This is a genomic window from Chitinophaga barathri (assembly GCF_003807585.1).
Classification (GTDB): Bacteria; Bacteroidota; Bacteroidia; order Chitinophagales; family Chitinophagaceae; genus Chitinophaga; species Chitinophaga barathri.
Map to the genome: position 1 here is coordinate 66,696 of NZ_RMBX01000005.1, position 21,569 is coordinate 88,264.

Below are 21,569 nucleotides of genomic sequence, written 5' to 3' on the forward strand. Positions count from 1 at the left end.
GAAGGTGATTAAGTGACTGATAACCAATATCAAGTTGCGTAACAAAATGTCTGTTAAGAAAATATTACCGTAACATTAAGCGAACATTACTCACAGCGACTGAATAAAGATGCTCAGGCTTTCTCCCTGCCTTAAATTCAGCTTTTTACGCAGCCGGTAGCGTACCACCCGCAGGCTGTCCTGCGATATCCCGAGGAGGATAGCAATATCGTTCGAGCTTAAGTTCATTTTCAGGAGCGCTACCAGGCGCAGGTCGTTTGCCGTGAGCGTGGCGCAGTATTGTTTCAGCTTATCGAAAAAGGACTGGTGTATCTGCTCGAATATACTCCTGAACTCATCCCAATGTTGGTCGTGGTTAAAGTTCTGGTGAATAAGCTGTTGTAATTGTTTGAGCTGTTTTTTCTGGTCACGGCGGTCGTCTTTTACCATTTCTTCCAGCTTAAGGTGTATTTCTTCCAGCAGCTGGTTTTTCTGGATAATGTGGAGGGTATGGGTACCCAGTACCTTTGAGCGCACTTCCAGCTCCTGCTTCAGGTTCTGCTCCTGCATCTGCAGCAGCTCGGTGCGGGTGCGGAACTGCTGCTGCTCCTGCATGCGCAGCAGGGCGGCGTTCCTGATCTTGAGGCGCTGGCGGCTGATGATGAGGACGCCCAGCGCGGCCAGCAGCAAAGCCCCGATCACCAGGGCGATCGCTGTTTTGCGGGTATTTTTGAGATTTACGATCTCCAGGTCCTTTTTGCCGGTGTCGTACATGGTCTGCAGGATGGAGAGCTGTTTGCTGCTTTCCCGTGAATAAATAGTAAGCAGGTTCTCCCGGCTCAGTTCCAGGTAATAAAACGCGCTGTCGTTCCGGCCGAGGAGGTTGTAGGCTTTCGCAATGTCCCGGTAGGCGCTGCTCAACTGGTATTCTTCGCGGGTTTCCAGCGCCAGGTCCAGCGCATTGCGGCTGTAAGCCAGGCTTTCCTGGTATTTGCCGGTTTTGCGCAGGATGTCTCCCAGGTTGTTGTAGATCTCTATCGTGGCGGGGCGGTCCCCGTTCTGAAGGTTCAGCTCCAGCGCCTGCCGGAAGTAACGGTAGGCGGTATCGTATTGCGCCAGGTCTTCGTGGATGCTGCCCAGGTTCTCGTAGATCTTGGCCATGCCGGTGCGGTTGTCCGTATGACTGAATATTTCCAGGGCTTTGTGCTGGTAGAAGTAGGCGCTGTCGTAATGCTGCTGCTTTTCGTAGAGATGCCCGATGCGCCCGTTGGTCTGAGCCATCCCGTTGCTGTTGCCGGCCTGGCGGTAGAGGCCCAGCGCCTCGTCGTACTGGCGGCGGGCCAGCTGGGGCTGGCGGTTGTAATAATAGAGGGTGCCGATATCGTTGAGATTGTCCGCCAGCAGCTGCCATTGTTTTTCTTTCCGGTAAAGTTTACCGGCCTGCAGGTGATAATCCAGCGCCTGCGGGTAATACCCGAGATGATAACACTGGTTGCCCATCCGGCTCAGCAGGCGGGCGGCGGTGAGATTGTCATTGCGTTCGAGCGCGCGGTCCAGGGAGTCTTTCAGCGCAGGGAATTCCGCATCGGCAATAGTGGCAGGGGCGCCGGCGCGGGAGATCATCATAGGCTCGTCCGACTGTGCAAAGACGCGCAACACGGGCAGCAGGAGGAAGATGAGGGCGATAGGCTTCATCCTGCAAAGGAAACCTTCTAATATTATGGAATTGTTAAGCAACCCCGGGGCCATAAAAAGGGGCCGCCAATGCTGACAGCCCCTTTTTGATGAACTAAGTTATATTATCAGCCTTCCGCCGGTACCACTTTACGGCGAATGGACAGCCCTGCCGCAAGCGATATCACCGGCTCATTTAATTCAATACTTTCCCCGGTTCCCGGTTCTCCGTCCCCTTCACATTGGTCAAAGCATCACCAAGTGTTTTACGGTAAGTATCCGCCAGCGCCGAAAGGTCTTTCACCACTTCCGGGAATTGAGCCTGTACATCCAGCGTTTCTCCCGGGTCCATGCTCAGGTCGTAAAGGCCCAGTGGCACATCCACATTCGGCTGCGCGCCGGGGAAGCCGTCGTAACCGGGCAGGTTCAGTTTATAGGTGCGGCCTTTGTGGGGGAACACCAGTTTAAAATTCCCCTTCCGGATCGCCTCCAGCTGGTTATTGCCATAATAATACACGAAATGGTCGCGCGGATTAGCCCCTTTTTCGCCGTTTAACAGCGAAAGGATACTGATGCCGTCTATTTTGTTTTTGGGCAGATTTGCGCCGCAAACGGTCGCTACGGTAGGCAATACGTCTATGGTGGATGCTACCTTGTTCGTCACCGTGCCGGCGGGGATATGCCCCGGCCACTGCATGATGCAGGGCACCCGCTGGCCGCCTTCAAAACTGGTGCCTTTGCCTTCGCGCAGCCCGCCGGTGCTGCCGGCATGGTTGCCGTAGTTCAGCCAGGGCCCGTTATCACTGGTGAAGATCACCAGCGTGTTTTTGCTCAGACCGTTTTCTTCCAGCGTTTTCAACACCTCGCCGATGCTCGCGTCCAGTTCCTGCATCAGGTCGCCAAACAGTCCCGCCCCGCTCGATCCCTGGAATTTTTTAGATACCGCGATGGGTACATGCGGCATACTGTGCGCCAGGTACAGGAAAAACGGTTTCTTTTTATTCTCCCGGATAAAGCTGCACGCGCGTTCTGTGTACAAAGCGGTGAGCCCGGACTGATCCTCCAGCGTGCGGATGATCTTCCGCGTTTCGTTCCCGTCTATCAGCGGCAGCGGCGGATAGTTTTTCCGGCCGTTCTTAGCGGTATCCGCATAAGGCACGCCATCATAGTTAACAGGCCACATGTCGTTACTGTAAGGCAGGCCGAGATAGCTGTCGAAGCCGTTCTGCAACGGCAGGAAAGGCGGTTTGCTGCCCAGGTGCCACTTCCCGGCCATACCCGTCGCATATCCCTGGTCCCTGAGCAGTTCCGCGATCGTTTCTTCCCCGTTCCCCAACGCAAATTTTTCGGTGGGAGACAACGCGCCCCGGATGCCGATGCGGTTCGGATAACAGCCGGTGAGCAATCCCGCACGCGATGCGGAGCATACGGCCTGCGCCGCGTAGAAGTTCGTAAAACGCATACCGTTCGCCGCCAAACGGTCCAGGTTGGGCGTCTGGTAAGGGCCGCCGCCAAAACAGGCAGGGTCGCCATATCCCATGTCATCCATAAAAATGATCACCACATTGGGTTTGGGAGCTTTGGACGGTATAAAACTGTAGACGGCCACACCTGTTGCGGCCAGCAGGCAGAATGCCAGGATTTGTCTGATCATACGGGTTATTTAAAAAGGAAAAGCTGCCTCAAAAGTAACGGCGCCTGTTAGCTACCCGTTTACTTTTGAGACAGCCCGTCTCACAAAATACAAATTTATTAATCCGCCAGTATAAGTTCTATCACCGGTATCTCCACATTGGGTTTGATCACGGGCAGGCTCAGGTTCAGGTCATTTTCGCCCAGCCCGTTAGTCCGGTAGCCGTAGCCGGAGGGCGCGCTGAAGCGGATCTCGGAACCGTCGTGCAGGAACTGTGCGTATTTGATCTTGCCTTTATAACCAGGCAGGGTGAAGTTTTGCAACGGATAATCCAGCAGGTGCACGTATAACCTTTTGGTAACGGGATTGTAGGTGATCAGTGAATTATCAGGACGGGCATACTTTTCAGGCGCCTGTGTGCAGCCGTAGATCGAGCGGCTGTTCACTTCCATCCATTCTCCCATCCCTTTCAATGCGCTCTCCGCGCGGTAGTCGATCTTGCCGCGGGCGGTGGGGCCTACGTTCAGCAGCACATTGCCGCCTTTGCTCACGGATTCTATCAGCAGCACCAGCAGTTGTTTGACGTCTTTCCAAGTGGTTTCGTCGCGGTAATAACCCCATGAGCCGGAGAAGGTCTGGCAGGTTTCCCAGGGCACACGTTTGCCGTTTTCAGTAGGCCATGCGGCTACTTTGTATTGTTCGGGCGTTACGAAATCGCCGCCGTCTTCATAATCTTTCAGGTCCAGGCGGTCGTTCACGATAATGCCGGGCTGCAGCTGGCGTACCATTTTAATGAGCGACTCGGAGCCCCAGTCTTCGTGGCCCTTACCGTTTTTGCCGGGATAAGAAAAGTCCAGCCACAGGATGTCGATCTTCCCGTAATTGGTCAGCAGCTCGCGCACCTGGTTGCTGAGGTAAGTACGGTATTTGGCCATGTCCTTGCCTTTGTTCAATGCGTCGTATTCGGCGTCGCTTTTTGCGCGCTGGGGATGACTGCGGTCTACGGTGAAGTCCGGGTGATGCCAGTCTATCAGCGAATAATAGAAACCGATCTTAATGCCTTCCGCGCGGAACGCTTCCACCCATTCTTTGATCAGGTCTTTTTTGATCGGGGTATTGGTGGATTTATAGTCGGTGAATTTAGAATCGAAGAGACAAAAACCTTCGTGGTGTTTTGTGGTGATCACCGCGTATTTCATCCCCGCGGCTTTGGCCTGCCTGGCCCATTCCTTCGGGTTGTACAGGTCCGGGTTGAAGTATTCAAAATATTTCTGGTACGCGGAATCGGTAAGCTGTTCCCTGTTTTTCACCCATTCGTGGCGGGCGGGCAGTGCGTAAAGACCCCAGTGAATGAACATCCCGAAGCGGTCGTTCGTCCACCACGCCAGGCGTTTTTCTTTTTGCTCCGGTGTTTCCGGGAACAATTTTTTGCCCTGGGCGGATACATTGAGGGCAAACAAAGTGCAGAGTAGCAACAGAAGGCTGTTTCTTTTCATCATATAAGTTTTAACCAAGTACAAGGTAATAGGAAACCCCTGATGGCATTGGTAGGATTTTGCCCGTGGTTGTTGCTATTTGAAATAACCTATGCAGCAAAAATACCCTTTACGCCCACACGCTCCCGAAATATGGGACGGGCTCCCCTGAAATCCGGGATGAGCTTCGGTAAAAGCCGGGACGAACAGCCAGACACCCGCATCTTTATCCGCCGTTCCTTCGCCCATCCTTCGGTGATCCTTCGGCCATCCTTCGGTTAAACACCCTCAAACCCGTACCACGAGCGAACACAACCGAAGGATCACCGAAGGATGGCCATTCAATCTCCCTTCAGCGGGCCTGCGAAAAAACATACCCATCCTTCGGTGATCCTCCGACCATCCTCCGGCGATCCTCCGACCAAAGTACCTCAAACCCTTGCTACGACCGAACACGGTCGGAGGATGGTTGGAGGATGTCAGTAGGATGTCAGTAGCCTTGCCGGGCAATCAGGGATAAATAACATTGATTTTGAATCAGTTACATAAATGCCAATTTACGGCCCGGCTTTATTCTCCAATACGATTATCCGCCTGGTTATACCAACCCTTCGCGTCATTGCGAGATGCAGCGCGGGGAGTGTGCAGGAGCCGCGACGAAGCAATCTCCCAATAATGGAGTACTTTACTTCAATCAAGGAGATTGCTTCGTCGCCCCCTCCCTCTTTGGCCCTGCGGCTCCTCGCAATGACGGCTTTTCCTGTATCGGGTAGGAACTAGCGGAAAATCATTTTTTCAAAAGAACGAAGGGCTGGCCTAAAAGCACCTTTTTGCTTTTTAGCCAGCCCCTTGTTCAAAGCATTATTTCAGGGATCTTATTCCACCACCAGCCAGGTATACCCCTGTGCCGGTATCGTCACTTTCACTTTCGCTTCATATTCCCGGTTGAGCGTGTACTTTTTCGGCGTTCCTTCTTTTTCGCGGATGGAAGCCTGTTTGTCCAGGCCGGTGTAATACAACGGCAGGGCCACTTCCCTTGTCACCGGTGTGGTGAGCGGGTTGTAAAGCATCGCCAGTCCTTTGTATTTCCCTTTGGGATCGGTGTGTAAGATGCCGTCCCAGTCGCGGCCGTCCGCGCGGCGGAGGTGTATGATGTCCGCATTGAGGATGTCACGGTATTTTTTGTACCAGCTGATCACCCGTTGCACAAGGGCTTTGGTGGTATCTGTATCGTACAAACGCGGACCGCGGTAACATGCCTGTACGCCTGCGCCGTAGTATTGCATCATCAGGTTCTCGTAAGCATGCAGGTGGTCTTTCAGCGGCTCCAGCGTGGCGGCGGCCCCGCCGCCCTGGTATTGCGTGAGCGGTACAAAACCCCAGCCCATGGCGGGTGTTTTTTCCCAGGTGCCGTCAAAGATGTTCTGGCGGTTCAGGATCACCTGCTGCTCACGCGGCAGGGAGAAGTTCACTTCGCGGTAACCCAGCCCGATCTTGTGCGTGCCGTCCAGGAAGTACCAGTCCGGCGCATTGATATATACGTCCATCTCGTTCAGCTCGCGGTAAAACTTCTTTTGCTGCTCCATCTGCGTCCATTGCGAATCGTCCAGGCCTTTGTGGCCGGGGTGGGTGGTGGATGCGCAAAGATCACCGGGATATGGGCCGTCGTTTTCGAATATATCAAAGCCGGTACGGCTGATAAAAGATTTTATTTTTTGGAGGTAAGCAATGCCCCATTTGCTGCCCAGGCAGGGCGCGTGCCCGCCGAACATGGCGCCGCCGGGTTTACCGGTCTTCGGGTCTATCACATCGTCTTCGTCGCTGATGCGCCGGCTGCTGAACAGGGAATAACCGCCCAGCAGTACATTTTTTGAATGCGCATAATCCGCCAGTTCTTTGAACTTCTGAATGTTCGCCGCGCTGGTGTCTTCCATATTCAGCCTGCTCCCAAAACTAAGTATCACGCCTTCGTAACCGGTGGCGGCGCACTGATCTATGACGGCCCGTACACGTTCAGGCTCGGTACTGATGAGGTGCATAAAGATGGGATTCTCCGTGGTCCATGGCGCGATGGTGCGGTACATGGCCCGTTGTGCGAGGCCGTTCCTTTCCCTGTCGTAGCTGTCCAGCAGCAGTTCGTAAGTCCGGATGGAGGAATAATCCTCTCCTGCCGCCACGCTGATGTTCACGCCTTGCACGGGATATACTTCCAGCAGGCAGGGCGTGGTGTAGTTATAGTTTACCTGCGAGCGGTAGGTACTGTCTGCTTTCCAGTGTGTGGTCTGATCGCTGAGATTGGCTTTCATGGCATTGTTGAAAGCATAATTACTTTCGATATAAATGCTGTGCGGCGTAGCCATCTGTTCCACTTCGCCCACTACGGCGGATTCTTCTTCGGGTGTGGCCAGCACTTCGTTCACCACCTGGTCCACCCGCAATGCGGCGCCGGAGCCGTTCCGGATGCTCACCCATTTGCATACGAGCGGAATACCGTCGTATAATTCATAGTTCACCTGCACGGTCACATCTTTCAGCGCGGGCTGGCTGGACGTATAGATAAAGCTGAGCGTTTTACCGGAAGGTTGTTGTTTGTTCAGCGCCCAGCGTTTGGGTTTCCAATGCACATATGGCGCGATGGGTGTAACGGTATGGGATGAATACCGGAAGTCCGCTTCATTGTTTTTCATCTCCGGTAGCCAGGCGGGCAGCAGATAAGCCTGTTGCGGCTGGCCGTAGAGCCCGCCCACGTTGTAGGTTTTACCGTTGAGGGTGATGCGCGCTTCCGGTTTCACAGCGCGCAACATTTGTTCCCCGCTGCTGAGGTTACGAAAATCCGTGCAGGCGGCGTTCGGCGCCAGCACAAAGCTGCGGCTCAGCAGGCCGTTGGAGATTGTCACTGTTTTGCCGGTTTCGTTCACGGCGACTTTGTAACCGGTGTTGTTCACCAGCCAGTCCTGCTGGGCAAATCCGGTGGCGGTTGCCAGCATACATCCGGCCAGGAGCGCCAGTTTCTTTTGGATCATCATGCGTGTAAATTACAGTTTTTAAGTAGACGTACAGGTATAACAGGTAATGGGAGAAAGGCCGGCGAAGGTGTAGATCGGAAAAAAGGAAAGGGGCGCCGGACAAGCGGCACCCCGGAAAAATGGACAATTATTGTAACGGATCGAAGGTGCCGTCTTCCCAGCCCAGTGTTTGCAGGAGCTTCGGGTTGTTCCGGATCTCCGTGCGGTTCATGGGCGCGAAATAAATGTTTTGGTTAAACACGATGTCACCCGCAAGGTCCACATCCACGATCTCGTAGGTGAAAGTGAGCGGGGCGTCGTTTGTTTTGGTGCCTGCCAGGCCGTGCCTGCGTTTGCCGTTCAGCTGCGTGTGCAGCATACGCCAGCGGCGCAGGTCCCAGAAACGTTTTTGTTCAAATGCGAATTCAACGAAACGTTCTTTTTGCAGGCGCGTACGCATAGCGGGCACGCCCATTGCGGCATCCAGGCCATAGAGCCCATCCGCGCCGGCTTCTATCTTTGCGCGCTGGCGGAGCAGCTTCAGCACATCGTAGGCCTCCGCGGTGCGGCCGGTTTCGTTGGCAGCCTCAGCAAGGTTCATCAGCACTTCCGCATACCGCATCTCGATGAAGTCCGTGCCGGAAGCGGTGGCTTCGGAGGCAGTAAGATTTTCATTGATGCCCTTGCGGGAATAATAACCGGTAGCTGTACCGTTCGAGGCGCCGAATGCGTCGATGCCCGAGTTTTTATAAGTCCACTGGGGGCGGCTGAAAAACTGATCGCCGTTGTATACGATGGTGCCGCGGAAACGCGCGTCACGGTTGGCCCAGAGCTGCTGTTTAGGTGTGGCTGCGTCCGGGTCCTTACCATTGGCGAGCGGGTAGGCGTCCACCAGTTCCTGCGTGGGTTTGTTTTTGCCCGTGCAGTTCAGCGAGACTGAAATGGGGCGCACACAGGCGTCGCGGTTCTGCGTTCTGCCCGGTGCATTGAAGCGGATGGCGAACACTACTTCTTTATTCATTTCATCCAGGAAGAGGTTGCGGTAATCTTCGTAAAGGCCGATGCCGTATTTCGCGAGTGTATCCGCCGCGGCTTTGTTCGCCTGGTAAGCCTGCTCCCAGCGGTCCGCGAGATTGCCGGGGTTAAACTGCGGGCTGGCGTAATAAAGCAGCACCCTGCCTTTGAGGGCCATGGCGGCACCTTTGGTGGCACGGCCTTTGTCTGCCTGGCCGTACGTGCCCGGATTTGCGGCAGAGCCGGAATAATCTTTCGGAAGTACCGCCGCTGCTTCGTCCAGGTCTTTGATGATAAACGCGATGCACTCGCTGGTTTTGTTGCGCGGCACATTCAGGTCGTCCTCCAGGGTCTGCGCGGTGGTGACGATAGGCACGCCGCCAAACCGTTTCACCATTTCGAAGTACTGGAAGGCGCGGATAAATTTCACTTCACCGGTAAGTCTTGCTTTCAGGGCAGCGCCCAGCGCGGGATTGTCGGCCGTGTTTTCCAGGAAGGAATTGATCTTCCGGATATTGGCATATGGCCAGTACCAAAGCGGGTTGTTGTCCGCACTCATGGTGCCGTTGTTCACGGCGGTACGCTCATGCGATTCATCCGCCCAGCCGGAGAGGTCCGCGTTCCAGTTAGGCACATCTGTGTAGATATTGTTCACATACGCCGTCATCAGCTGCGGGTCCGTCCACACCGTCTGGTCCGTAATGGCGCCAAGGTCTTTTTTATCGAGCACGCTGCTGCAGCTGTAACCGGCCGTGATGGCGGCGCCCAGCGCAAGCGTGTATATTATGATCTTTCCTTTCATGTGTTCAGTTTTTAAAAGCCAAGGTTCACACCAATGTTCATGCTCTTCATAATCGGGTACTGGAACGCCCCGAAGTCCGTCTGGAATTCAGGGTCGTAGAGGTCCACCTTATCCCAGGTGAACAGGTTGTTGCCGGACACATAGAAGCGGCAGCGTTCTATCTTCAGCCTGTTCAGGATGTGCTTAGGCAGGGTATATCCCAGCTCTATGAACTTGAGGCGGAGATAACTGCCGTCGCGCAGCCAGAAGTCCGAACCGGGGCCCTGTGTACCGTTCTGCCCGCTGATCTTGGGGTATGCGGCATTCACGTTCTCCGGCGTCCAGTGGTCCGCCCAGAAGCTGAGCACCGCCTGTTCTCCCCACTGGTCGCGGTTGGGGAACATGATCTTGCGGCTGGTAACACCCTGGAAGAGGAGGTTCATATCAAACCCTTTCCAGCTGAAACCGCCGGTAACACCAAAGATCACGTTCGGATCGATGCCTTTTTCTGAAAGCACCACACGGTCGTAATCGTCCACGATGCCGTCGGGCTTGCCCGCCGGGCCGTTCACGTCCCGGAAGATGATGTCTCCCACTTCAAAGTTGCGCGCACCGTATTTGGGAAGGCCCTGCAGGTCTTCCGCCGTGCGGGCGATGCCATCCGCGTAATAACCGGTGATATAACTAACGGGCTTGCCTGTACGGATATCAGGATATTTGGCGTTTGCGGCTTCGAAGTATTTCTCCACCTTGTTTTTGGTGTAACTGAAGTTGATACCCGCGTAATAGTTCACCTGCCCGATCGTATGATCGTGGCGGAGCGATACTTCCAGCCCTTTGCTGTTCACCTGCGCGGCATTCACCTGCGCCAGCGGTATGCCGAAGGTGCCGGGTATCACGGTCGGGTTATTGACGAGGATGTCTTTTGTCTGTTTGAAGAAATAATCCACTTCGGCGCTCAGCAAACCGTTCCACAATCCTGCTTCCAGCCCGATGTCCGTGATCGTCACCGTTTCCCAGGTGATGTCCGGGTTCGCGTAACGCACCGGCGCGATGGTATTGCTTACTTCACCGAAAATGGCGTTCGTGCCTTTGTTGAAGGAGGAATACCACTGGCTGAGGCGGCGGTTGTCCCCGCCATCGTTGCCCAGCTGGCCGTAAGATCCTCTTAGTTTGAGGTTGCTCAGCGCAGGGATGGCATTTTTCAGGAAAGGCTCTTCGGATATCCTCCAGCCCGCGGACACGGAGGGGAAAAAGCCCCAGCGGTTATCGGGCGGGAACACGCTGGACGCGTCGTAACGGAAGCTGGCTTCCAGCAGGTATTTGTCTGCATATTCATAACTGGCGCGGGCAATGTAAGCGGCGCGGCCGTCTTCAGCCGCGGTGCCGTCCAGCGAGCGGCGGGCGGGATCGCTGTCTGTAATGAAGAGCTCGTCGATCACGGCAGACATCGGCCGTTCTCCTTTTGCCCAGAAATTATCCGAGTTGGATTCAAACTGCTCGTACATCGCGAGTACGGAGAGGCCATGTTTGCCGAACTTTTTATTGTAGCGGAGGCTTGCGTTCAGCGTGTATGCATCATACTGGCCATAAGTGCGCTGCAGGAAATTGTAAGGCAGCTGCGCGGCGGTGAACGATTCGGTCACGTGGTCCCCGATGACGTGACTGTGCTGCCCTTCGCGGTTGTGCCGGTAAAGGGTGTAGCTGGTATATTTTGTTTTGGTGAGGGCGCCGCTGCGGTTGTAGTTGTAGCCCACTTCAGCGGTGAGCCCTTTCAGGAAAGGCGCTTCATAAGTGAGTTTCAGCTGGCCATTCAGCAGGTTCTGGCCTTTTTTGAGATAACCGCCCTTGTCTATCACTTCCTTCGCATGCCAGTGGTACATGGAGCCGTCCGGCAGGCCGTTCACATAAGCGGGGCTCATGGGCGGCTGGTTGAGGATGCCGCGGTAGAAATCTTTCATCTCGGCGTTCTCCCCGTCCCAGGGCCAGTACGGGCGCTGTTCGTTGCGTATGTTTCCTTCCAGGTTCATGCTCATCTTCAGGTTGTCCGTCAGTTTGATATCGAGATTGGAGCGGAGGTTAAAACGTTTGTAGTCGATGTGGTCAAACACGCCGCTTTCGTAGTAGTAGCCGAGGGATACAAAATAGTTCACACGGTCCGTGCCACCGTTCACGCTCAGGTTGTGCTGGGTGAGCTTGGGGTCTTTCTGCACGAGTTTGAACCAGTCCGTATTGATCCTGCCGGACTTGTATACTTCCAGTTCATCGGGTGTGAACCAGCGGGGGTCTGTTTCGGGGACGTTCTGCGTGCGCAGGCCATCATTCTGATAAATGGCGTGCTGGTAGCTGTTCAGTCTTTCCGGGATGCGTGTGGGCGAAAGAGTGCCGGCATACGCTGAATAGCTGAATTTAGGCGCGCCGTTCTGCCCGCGTTTCGTGGTGACCATGATCACCCCGTTGCCGCCCCGGGAGCCGTAAACGGCCGCGGAAGCAGCGTCTTTGAGCACGGAGATGGTCTCTATATCATTCGGGTCGATGGCGTCGAAGTCTGCTTTGATGCGTACGATCCCGTCTATTACGTAGATCGGGTTGTTTGCACCGGCTTCCAGTGTGCTGCGGCCCCTTACCTGTACGGGGGAACTTACGCCGGGGATGCCGCTGGGGCTGTAGGCGAACAGGCCCGTGAGGCGTCCGGCGAGCGCGTTGGAGATGTTGGACACCGGTACGTTGGAAATATCTTTTCCTGAAATGGCGCTCACCGAGCCCGTCACATGCGCGCGTTTCTGCGTGCCGTAACCTACCACTACCACTTCATTCAACCCTTTCTGATCTTCTTCCAGCACCACGCCTGTCTCGGACTTTCCGTCCGGTGTAATGGTTTTGGGCAGGTAACCGATAAAAGAAAAAAGCAGGCTGGCATTGTCCGGGATCGTAAGCTCGTATATCCCTTCCCCATTGGTAACAGTACCTGTGGCACTGGCCTTGCCGGCGTTTCCCCCGAGCTGTACTTTTACCGTCACGCCGGGCAGGGGCTCGCCTTTGGCGTTGGTCACTTTACCGCGCACGGTCTTGTCCATCACCGCCTGGCCTTCCGGCGTGATCACCACCAGTTCTTTCCCCACCAGTTTGAAGGTAAGAGAGGTGTTTGCCAGGATGCTGTTGAGCACGTCGCGGAAAGGTGCGTCCGTATATTGCAGGCTCACCCTTTTGTCCGCCGGCAGCGTCTTTTCGCTGTAGAGGAAACGCAGGCTGGTTTTCTTTTCCAGCTCAGCAATAGCCTTCCCGACGGTGACCCCGTCCAGGGCGAGGGTCACCTTAACGTCCTGCGAATACACGCCGGCGCTCACTTTCATACAAGCCAGGAAAACGATCAGGAAAGAAAGCTTCATACAAAGGAGTAGTTGTTTCCGGGAGACGCCGGGCCAGGCCAATACAGGCATGGCACGGGCTTTCCCCGCATGAAATCGTGGTTTTTTCATAAATTCACCGTTGAATTAAGTTAAACAATTGGTATAGGGCCGGCCTATCCGCCGGCCTGCTGATTGAAACAATTCGGCGGAGGGGGTTGCAGCTCTCTCCGCTTTTAATTTCAGCGCATCGTACAGTTTCTACGTGGTGTTAGTCATAATAGTCAGTTTAAAGCCGTTAGCCGGCTGATCCTGGTTAATAAATGGTTACAATACCGGAGGCCGGTTCCCGGGTTATACGATAACGGAAAGGATGAATCAGCTGCATGGCTTTCAGCGCTTCTTCCAGCGATTCGCCGGCGAAGGCGCCCGTGAGGCGGAAGTCTTTCAGCTCTTCGCGCTCAAACCGGAACTTCACATTATACCAGCGTTGCAGACGTTTGGTAAGCTCCTCAAAGGATTCGTCGCGGAAAGTGAGACGGTTCTGCACCCAGCCTGTTTCCACGTACACGGCGGTGTCTTCCACCGGCAGCGGCTCCAGCGCGGAAACGGAGAATACTTCAGGGCCTTGTGGCTGGTTGCCCGCAGGGCGGTTGAATATGGTAAGTTTTTGTTTTGGTTCCAGTAAGATCTTCCGGTTTGCCTGCCCTGGCAGCAGCACTTCAATGCTGCCGCGGATGAGCGTAGCTTCGGCGAACCGTTCATCGGGATAAGCGCGCACGTTAAAAGCGGTGCCCAGCACATGAATGCGCAGCTTCGGCGTCTCGATCACAAACGGCCGTTCCGCATCTTTCGCCACATCAAAATAGGCTTCGCCGCTCACCTGTACCTCGCGGACGCTACGTTTGTTCATATCATTATCATACACCAGTTTGCTGCCGCTGTTCAGCATCACCACAGAGCCGTCCGGCAGGGTGATGCGGGTGCGGGCGCCGTAACGGGCATGTACCTCGCTTATGTGCTCACGTTCCGCCAGCGGAGCTTCTTCTTTTTTGCCCCAGTGCAGCCAGGAAAAACTCCCCAGCATCAGCAGCACTGTAGCGGCGGCCGTCATCCAGGGCCAAAGTTTGCGCTGCCTGGCCGGTTGTGCTTCTGTTTCGTCCAGCATGCCCCACTGATGCCGGAAGGCCTCTTCCGCTTCAGCATCCGCATCGTCCCGCGGCGGTGCCGGCCACAGGCTGCCCATTACTTCCATGGTGAAACGTTCCTCAGGGTGCCGGCGCGTCAGTTGCTCCAGTTCCTCAAGCTCCTCCGGGGTGGCTTCCCCTGCTATTTTACGGCTCATCAGTTGCCATATCCTGTCTTTGTACATGTGGTTTTACAGCCCGTTTATATCTATAAGGACAACGGGAAAAGAAGAATCTACCAAAAGGAAGGAAAAAATATTTTCAGCCCTCGGTACGGGGCACGGGGCGGCGGGTCATGTCCAGGTGAATGGCCTGGCTGATCTTTTTAAAGGCAATGGCCATCTGGTTGTCTATCGTGTTCACGGAGATATCTAGGATGCTGGCCACTTCTTTGTATTTCAGGCCGTCTTCGCGGATGAGTTTGAAGATGAGCTTGCAGCGGGGCGGCAGCTGGTCTATGGCGGAGCGCACGCGGTTCACCAGTTCCGCGGAAATAAATAACTGTTCCGGATCCATGGCAAGCGGGCCCATGCTCACGCTTACGTCGTCCAGGCTGAGGGTGGCCTGGCGGTGCTGTTGTTTGAGATAATTGAGGGAAATGTTCCGGGCGGATACGTAGAGGTACACACGGATATTGTCTATGCCCGGCAGCTGCCCACGGTTTCGCCAGATGTTCACCAGCACGTCCGCGGCGATCTCTTCGGCCTGTTCGGGAGATTTCACGATGGCCAGGGCAAACTGTTTCAATGGTTTGTAGAACCAATGGAACAGCCGCCTGTACGACTGCTGGCAACCAGCTGCCGCGATCTGCCGCAGGCACATGTCTAATTCTTCACCGCTGTACATAAAGGCTCTTGCTACGTGGATGTGTGTGTAGGGCAAAATAGTAAAACCGGTCTGGCGGGGCGTATAGTATTTGCGCGAATAGTGATCTGATTTTAACGCATTCAGTTAAAGCGGGTTAGAGGCGGTATTGGCCGGTAAAGTGTAAAAAACGCATTTGTTAACGCGTAAAAAGTAGCCGTTGGGCCACTGCCCTGCAAATTGTTAAAGGCATCACCGTTAACAACTGATTAACATAAATGATGTTTCTTTGCAATTATACTTGCAACGATATTCTAACCCCAATTTATCCAAATAGCAGAGCGCCTGCGCATCTTATAGTCCAATTTAACTTGAGTAATCCGGCCGCCTGTCCCACAAGGGAAGGCGGCTTTTCTTTTCCTTGTAATGCTGTACTGCAATGCTTTATGTGAAAACTGAGCGGGTGGAAATGCGGCGGGTTCATGCCGGAAGAACGGATTCAGCGGGATCGTGAAAACTTGTTAATACCTATTTGGGGTTACCCTCTGGGTAGCCTCTTATTTTGTTAATGATAACGAAAAAAATGACATTTCTTTAACACTGCATTAACATCAATAAGGAAACTCAAACTGTAATATTGACCTCAGATTTTCGCTCCAAGTTAACCATCAAAAAGGCAACCATACTTCTGAGTGGTTGCCTTTTTATCAAAGTTCCGTACTGAAAAAATAATGCAGTGTGGTATGTTAACTTAGAATATGAGCCATTAAGAGAACAACATTAGAGTTAACCAAATTTAAATACATGCGTATGTCAATTACCGTTACATTATGAACAAGACACAGTGAATAATTTCCGGACACAGCCTGACATAACTATTTTTCCAATTTAGCTAAACCCCCAGTTGATCCAATGCCAAAGCGTTATTTTGAAAGACTACAGACCATCGACTACCTTATCCGCATCAAAGGCACGGGTAAACCCGCGCAATTAGCGAAACGCCTGCGGATCTCCGAACGCACACTTTATGAGTTCCTGAAACTCATGAAAGATCTTGGAGCGCCTATCGAATACGACAGGTATAAGGAAAGTTATTATTACGGAGAAAAAGGCGGCTTTAATATCAAGTTCACCAAGTTGCTCGCCGGTTTAACCGCCGCGGCCACCTGAAGTGTTTTGCCCGGCCTAGAGGATCTTATCTGAGAGACGCCGGGCACACATCCCGCTGGTTAACAAACAATTAACTCCGCTATTTTTAGCAGTAAGCTATTTTGTTGCCCGTTATTCACGTAACAAGCAACAGAATAGCTTTTGTTTTTTATCACACCGGAAGATATTTCTCATACTTACAGACATCCATCAAGTGCTGGCCCCAAAAGCATCACTGCTTTTCCGAGCAATCCTTTTTATACTGTACCAGTATAAAACGACAGGTTCCTTTCCAGTTACCTGTACACCTTTTTGCGGATCAGCCTTCCAGGGAACAAAAAGGCTTTTTCACACACGGTTCAGATCAGATGATCTATCTATGATGCAAGACAATGCAGGTTTCTTTTCAGTCACCTGCCGTCTTACCTTCCGATCCATTCCCCCGCCTCCGCCACTTCACCGGCGCGGCGCTCCACCTGGGGCCGCGCACCAGGGCATAGTCATGCCGGTCCAGGTAGATCTTCATCAGTTTCACCTCCCTCCCGTTCACCCGCCAGATATAGTTATCCGCCAGCGGGTACCAGGGCTTGCCTCCAGCCGTGTCTGACAAGTGACGCGGAACGATACGGAGATGCAGCAGGCTGTCTTCCACAGAAAAGTCCTCCAGCGAAAAATACCACTCCCGGCGCGGGTCTTTTACCACCACCGTCAGTATAAAATCATTGCCGAAACGCATGGGAAAGGTATCTGTTACCGAAGCGCCCGTGGGGTCTATACAATCCGCCACCTGCAGGCTGTCCCGCAATACATACACGTAAAAGTCTCCCGGCCTGGAAGCGGCGCCCGCGGCGGGCAGGGCGCCATTCAGTACGGGCTGGCCGCAGGGCGTATAAAAGCGGTAGCCCATTACCATTTCATAGCTGACCAGGGCGGGCGCTTCCATTTTAGGGGTGCAGGCGAATAAAAACAAACTGCCGCAAATAACAGGGATGAGCCGGTGCATCTTGTAATTTAACGATAAAATGGAATAACAATTTATTGACAAAGGAAATGGTGTGCCTGCTAATGGGATTTTCGCTTTTTTCGGGCCTGCATTCGCAACTGCTTCTGAATTCAGGGAATAGCCTTTACATTTAGTAACATGAACCACGTGCTACTAACGGCGGCGTTACTGACCGCCGGCCTTACCGCGTCCGCCCAGAAGCCGGACGCCATTCTGCGTTTTAATGAACCGGCCGCCCATTACCAGGAATCCCTGCCGCTCGGCAACGGGAAAATAGGCGCCATGATCACCGGCCACCCCGTAAAGGACAGGATCATGCTGAACGAGATCAGTATGTGGTCCGGCGGCGTACAGGACGCGGACAACGATACCGCTTACCGCATCCTTCCCCGTATCCGCGAAAGCCTGCTGGCCGGCAGGAACAAAGAAGCGCAGCAACTCCTGCAACAGTATTTTGTCTGCAAAGGACAAGGCTCCGGCCATGGCAACGGCGCCAACGTACCGTTCGGCGCTTACCAGACCTTCGGCGATCTCACCCTTCAATGGAAAGACACGCTCAGCCCCTGGACCGGCTACCGCCGCAGCCTCAACCTCGAAACCGCCGTGGCCCGCACCACCTGGCAAAGGAACGGCGTCACTTTCACACAGGAAGCCTGGGTGAGCATCCCGGACAATATCCTGGCGGTAAAGATCACTGCCAGCCGCAAAGGCAGCATCTCGTTCACCGCCGCGCTCAGCCGGAAAGAACACGCCAACGTGCAGGCGAAAAACGGCCTGCTTGAAATCCAGGGGCAACTGCCTGACGGCAACCGGCCGGGGCTGAAGTTTGCCGGCGCCCTGCAGGCAAAGATCACCGGCGGCAAACAACTGGCGCAGGACGGCGCGCTCCGTGTGGACAATGCGGATGAATGCCTGCTGATCTTCAGCGCCGCCACGGATTACAACATGGAGGACTATACGCAAAAACTGGCGGAGCCCCTGCCCCGCGTGCTGCAAACCATCCGGCAATCCGCCGCGCGCCCTTACGCACAGCTTTACAAATCACAGCAGAACGGTTATCTCCCCCTGTTCAACCGCGCCCGCTTCAGGCTGGATGCGGTGGCCCCGGGTACAGATACGATGTCCACCCCGGCGCGCCTGGCGCGTTATTACGACCGCCAGCCTGACCCGCAGCTGCCCGTGCTGTATTACAACTTCGGCCGGTACCTGCTCATCGGCTCGTCCCGCCCGGGCAACCTCCCGGCCAACCTGCAGGGCCTCTGGGCGCCGGAATACCAGACACCCTGGAACGGTGACTATCACATCAATATCAACCTGCAAATGAACTACTGGCTGGCACCCATCACCGGCCTGCAGGACCTCTCTGAACCGCTGCATCACTACATACGCAACCTTGTAACACCCGGCGCCAAAACCGCCAAAGCATATTACAACGCACCCGGCTGGGTAGCGCATGTGATCACCAATCCCTGGGGCTTCACCTCCCCCGGCGAAGGCGCGGACTGGGGCTCCACGCTCACCGGCGGCGCCTGGCTCTGCGAACATCTCTGGGAACATTACCGGTTCACCAAAGACACCGCTTTCCTCCGCCAGTACTACCCCGTCATGAAAGGCTCGGCCGAGTTCCTGAAAGCCATCCTCATCGAAGAGCCGCAGCATGGCTGGCTGGTGACGGCGCCTTCCAACTCGCCGGAGCACAGTTTTGTAATGCCTGACGGCACCAGGGGCAGCACCGTGATGGGCCCCACTATCGACATGCAGATATGCCGCGAGCTGTTCGGCGCCTGCATAGAAGCAGCCCGCATCCTCGGCACCGATACCGCCTGGAGCAGGGAACTGGCGGCAGTGCGCAGCAGGCTGGCGCCTAACCAGGTAGGGAAAGACGGCGACCTGAACGAATGGCTGCACGACTGGAAAGACGGCGAACCGAAACACCGCCACGTATCCCATGCATACGGCCTCCATCCTTACGACGAGATCACCCCCTGGGGCACGCCGGAACTGGCAGCTGCCATCCGCGAAACGCTCCGCCAACGGGGCGATGACGGCACAGGATGGTCCCTGGCATGGAAAATAAACTTCTGGGCGCGCCTGGGCGATGGCGATCATGCGCTGGAACTGATCCACAAGCTGCTGCGCCCGGTGCCTCCGGAGAAACCACGCGGCGGCGGTTCTTACCCTAACCTGTTCTGCGCCCACCCGCCTTTCCAGATAGACGGGAACTTTGGCGGTGCGGCAGGCATCGCGGAGATGTTGCTGCAAAGCCATGGGGACACCTCCGTGATCAGGATGCTGCCCGCCCTGCCCACCGAAGCCGGATGGCAGAAAGGCAGCGTAAAAGGCCTGCGCGCACGCGGAGGGTTTGTGGTGGATATGGAATGGAATAAAGGGGTTATCACCAAAATGACCATCCTTTCTGAAAAAAGCAGCACCTGCCGGCTGCTGCTGCCGGCAGGAAGGCGGATAAACGGCTTTAAGGGAAGCATTATGGCCCAGCCGGCATCCACTGCCCGCGTGGTGGAATTCCCGACCTTAAAAGACGTGAAATACACACTACAGTAGATTTAAAACTGACCATCATACCCGGAGGCTGCTTCATTTTCCCTGAAAGCAGCCTCTTTTGTTTTCCCTCCCTCAAAATCTTCCACCCGCCGCCCCGATCTTCCGTTCATTCAATTTCCCCTGATTCATTCCGGCCGAACGCATAGTTTTGCCTCCATGAAGATCAGGTACAGATACTGGGCATGTCAATTGGGAGGCTGGGGCCTTTTCACCTACCTCTGGAACAATATCCGGGCGGGTGATGGTTTTGCTTTCAGAACGGACGTGTTTGGCGATAAGGACTTTTATTCCGCTTTTGCCATCGGCGTTTTCGCCACACACCTGCTGTACCTGTACCTCCGCAAACAACAGATCCAGCGTTACCGGCTGGGAGCGGTCTTTATGAAAGTATGGGCTGCGGTATGCCTTACCGCCCTGCTGATCGTATCGCTGATGACCGGTATCACCATCCTGGAAGAAGGCGGATGGACCGCTTTTTTTTCATCGCTGGACAAGTCTATGAACACCCAGGACATGAAGGGGCTGGGAAATTCATTCGTGCTGGGCATGATCTACGTAGCCTTATGGTTCATCTGGCAGCTGGTGGTCTGGGGCTGGGTGATCATTTATTTCAGCCTTTTGCAGGGCCGGTTCAGGCGCATAGAGCTGGAAAATGAAACCAGGCTGAAACAGGCGGAGCTGGACAATCTCAAAACAAAACTGAACCCGCATTTCCTTTTCAACGCGCTCAGCAGCATCCGCAGCCTGATAGGCGAAAACCCCGCCAGGGCGCAGCAGGCAGTGGGCGAACTGGCGGAAGTACTACGCAGCGCCATGCTTTCCGGGCAGCAGCAGCTCATTCCATTCGGGAAAGAACTGGAAGTGGTACAGCATTACCTGGCCATTGAAAAGATCCGGTTTGAAGAGCGGCTGAAAGTTCATTACACTACCGACCCGTCCATTCATACCCAAACCATGCCGCCCATGCTGCTGCAAACGCTGGTGGAAAACGCCATCAAACACGGCATCTCAAGGCTGGCGGCAGGTGGGGAGATCAACATCACTGCCGCCCGGGAAGGCACGATGTTCGTACTCCGCGTGGAAAACACCGGGCAACTGGCGGATACCGTATCCGGCACCGGGTTTGGCATCGAGGGCACGGTCAAAAGGCTGGCGCTGCTGTATGGCGACAAGGCATTTTTCACTATTCATAATACCGCGCAGCACACCGTTTGCGCCACCGTAAAACTCCCCGCCGCATGATTGAAGCAGTGATCATAGACGATGAAAGGCTGGCGCGAAAAGACCTTCGCGCAGTGCTTGAAAAATTCCCGCAGGTAAAAGTGACCGGTGAAGCGGCGAACGTGGCCGAAGCCCTGGTACTGTTAAAAGACCTCCGCCCCCGGGTGATCTTCCTGGACATCGAAATGCCGGAAGCCAATGGGTTTGCCTTGCTGGAACAGCTGGAAACCGTGCCCGAAGTGATTTTCACCACCGCCTACGATGCGTACGCCATCAGGGCTTTTGAGGTGAACGCGCTGGATTACCTGCTGAAACCCGTAACGGAAAAACGGCTGGGCGAAAGCCTTGACAGGCTGGAAACCGCTACGGCCACCACTACTTCCTCCGCTTCATCCTACCTGGACATCCACGAAAAAATATTCGTAAAAGACGGCGACCGCTGCTGGTTTGTACCGCTTTCCGAGATCCGCCTCCTGGAATCGGCCGGCAACTACATCCGCCTGTGTTTCGGGAAACATGCGCCCCTGCTGGGCCGCAGCCTGAACTCGCTGGAGCCGCGGCTGGACCCGAAACACTTTTTCCGTACCAGCCGCAAGCATATCGTGAACCTTGAACATGTACAGCAAATCACCGCACTCGATAATTCCCTGTTGGAACTGGAACTGACAGACGGCACCCGCATCCCGCTGAGCCGGCGGCAGTCCATGCTTTTCCGCGAGCTGCGCGGCATCTGAT

Annotated in this window: 13 protein-coding genes; 4 read left to right on the forward strand and 9 right to left on the reverse strand. The window is 54.7% G+C overall.

Annotated features, from left to right (window positions below):
- Positions 1 to 90 precede the first annotated feature (90 nt).
- The 8 genes from EG028_RS10310 to EG028_RS10345 all read right to left on the reverse strand — a co-directional run bounded on the left by EG028_RS10310 (position 91) and on the right by EG028_RS10345 (position 14,977).
- On the reverse strand, positions 91 to 1,674 hold the full coding sequence (locus tag EG028_RS10310) for a tetratricopeptide repeat protein (protein WP_120516598.1): 1,584 nt from the start codon (positions 1,672 to 1,674) through the stop codon (positions 91 to 93).
- A gap of 175 nt (positions 1,675 to 1,849) precedes the next feature.
- The gene (locus EG028_RS10315; protein WP_120516597.1) at positions 1,850 to 3,307 is read right to left on the reverse strand and encodes a sulfatase family protein; all 1,458 of its coding nucleotides are present in this window, start codon (positions 3,305 to 3,307) and stop codon (positions 1,850 to 1,852) included.
- A 98-nt stretch (positions 3,308 to 3,405) separates the two neighbouring features.
- The gene (locus EG028_RS10320) at positions 3,406 to 4,785 is read right to left on the reverse strand and encodes an alpha-L-fucosidase (RefSeq protein ID WP_241559110.1); all 1,380 of its coding nucleotides are present in this window, start codon (positions 4,783 to 4,785) and stop codon (positions 3,406 to 3,408) included.
- An 851-nt stretch (positions 4,786 to 5,636) separates the two neighbouring features.
- Positions 5,637 to 7,787, reverse strand: a complete 2,151-nt coding sequence (locus EG028_RS10325) for an alpha-galactosidase (RefSeq protein ID WP_206614439.1) — start codon at positions 7,785 to 7,787, stop codon at positions 5,637 to 5,639.
- A 127-nt stretch (positions 7,788 to 7,914) separates the two neighbouring features.
- Positions 7,915 to 9,582 carry a RagB/SusD family nutrient uptake outer membrane protein gene (locus EG028_RS10330; RefSeq protein ID WP_120516596.1) on the reverse strand — a complete coding sequence of 556 codons (1,668 nt, stop codon included), beginning with the start codon at positions 9,580 to 9,582 and terminating at the stop codon, positions 7,915 to 7,917.
- Between the two features lie 11 nt (positions 9,583 to 9,593).
- Positions 9,594 to 13,040, reverse strand: coding sequence for a TonB-dependent receptor (locus EG028_RS10335; RefSeq protein ID WP_120516595.1), 3,447 nt, complete (start codon positions 13,038 to 13,040; stop codon positions 9,594 to 9,596).
- A 184-nt stretch (positions 13,041 to 13,224) separates the two neighbouring features.
- Positions 13,225 to 14,280 (reverse strand): FecR family protein, encoded by a 1,056-nt coding sequence (locus EG028_RS10340; protein ID WP_120516594.1) that lies wholly within the window; start codon positions 14,278 to 14,280, stop codon positions 13,225 to 13,227.
- Positions 14,281 to 14,356: 76 nt separating this feature from the next.
- Positions 14,357 to 14,977 (reverse strand): RNA polymerase sigma-70 factor, encoded by a 621-nt coding sequence (locus EG028_RS10345; protein WP_241559109.1) that lies wholly within the window; start codon positions 14,975 to 14,977, stop codon positions 14,357 to 14,359.
- Positions 14,978 to 15,811: 834 nt separating this feature from the next.
- On the opposite strand from EG028_RS10345, the gene EG028_RS10350 reads away from it, so the two are divergent.
- Positions 15,812 to 16,069 (forward strand): HTH domain-containing protein, encoded by a 258-nt coding sequence (locus EG028_RS10350; protein ID WP_120516592.1) that lies wholly within the window; start codon positions 15,812 to 15,814, stop codon positions 16,067 to 16,069.
- 385 nt (positions 16,070 to 16,454) lie between these two features.
- Here EG028_RS10350 and EG028_RS10355 read toward each other — a convergent pair whose 3' ends face one another.
- Entirely contained in the window at positions 16,455 to 17,051 is a 597-nt protein-coding gene (locus EG028_RS10355; RefSeq protein WP_123864628.1) for a hypothetical protein, read from the reverse strand.
- 138 nt (positions 17,052 to 17,189) lie between these two features.
- Here EG028_RS10355 and EG028_RS10360 point away from each other — a divergent pair, with 138 nt between their 5' ends.
- The 3 genes from EG028_RS10360 (at position 17,190) to EG028_RS10370 (ending at position 21,568) form a co-directional block, all read left to right on the forward strand.
- Entirely contained in the window at positions 17,190 to 19,613 is a 2,424-nt protein-coding gene (locus tag EG028_RS10360; protein ID WP_120516590.1) for a glycoside hydrolase family 95 protein, read from the forward strand.
- A gap of 156 nt (positions 19,614 to 19,769) precedes the next feature.
- Positions 19,770 to 20,855, forward strand: a complete 1,086-nt coding sequence (locus EG028_RS10365; RefSeq protein ID WP_120516589.1) for a sensor histidine kinase — start codon at positions 19,770 to 19,772, stop codon at positions 20,853 to 20,855.
- On the forward strand, positions 20,852 to 21,568 hold the full coding sequence (locus tag EG028_RS10370; RefSeq protein ID WP_206614438.1) for a LytR/AlgR family response regulator transcription factor: 717 nt from the start codon (positions 20,852 to 20,854) through the stop codon (positions 21,566 to 21,568). The genes EG028_RS10365 and EG028_RS10370 overlap by 4 nt, the downstream gene beginning before the upstream one ends.
- The last annotated feature ends 1 nt before the right edge of the window (position 21,569 follow it).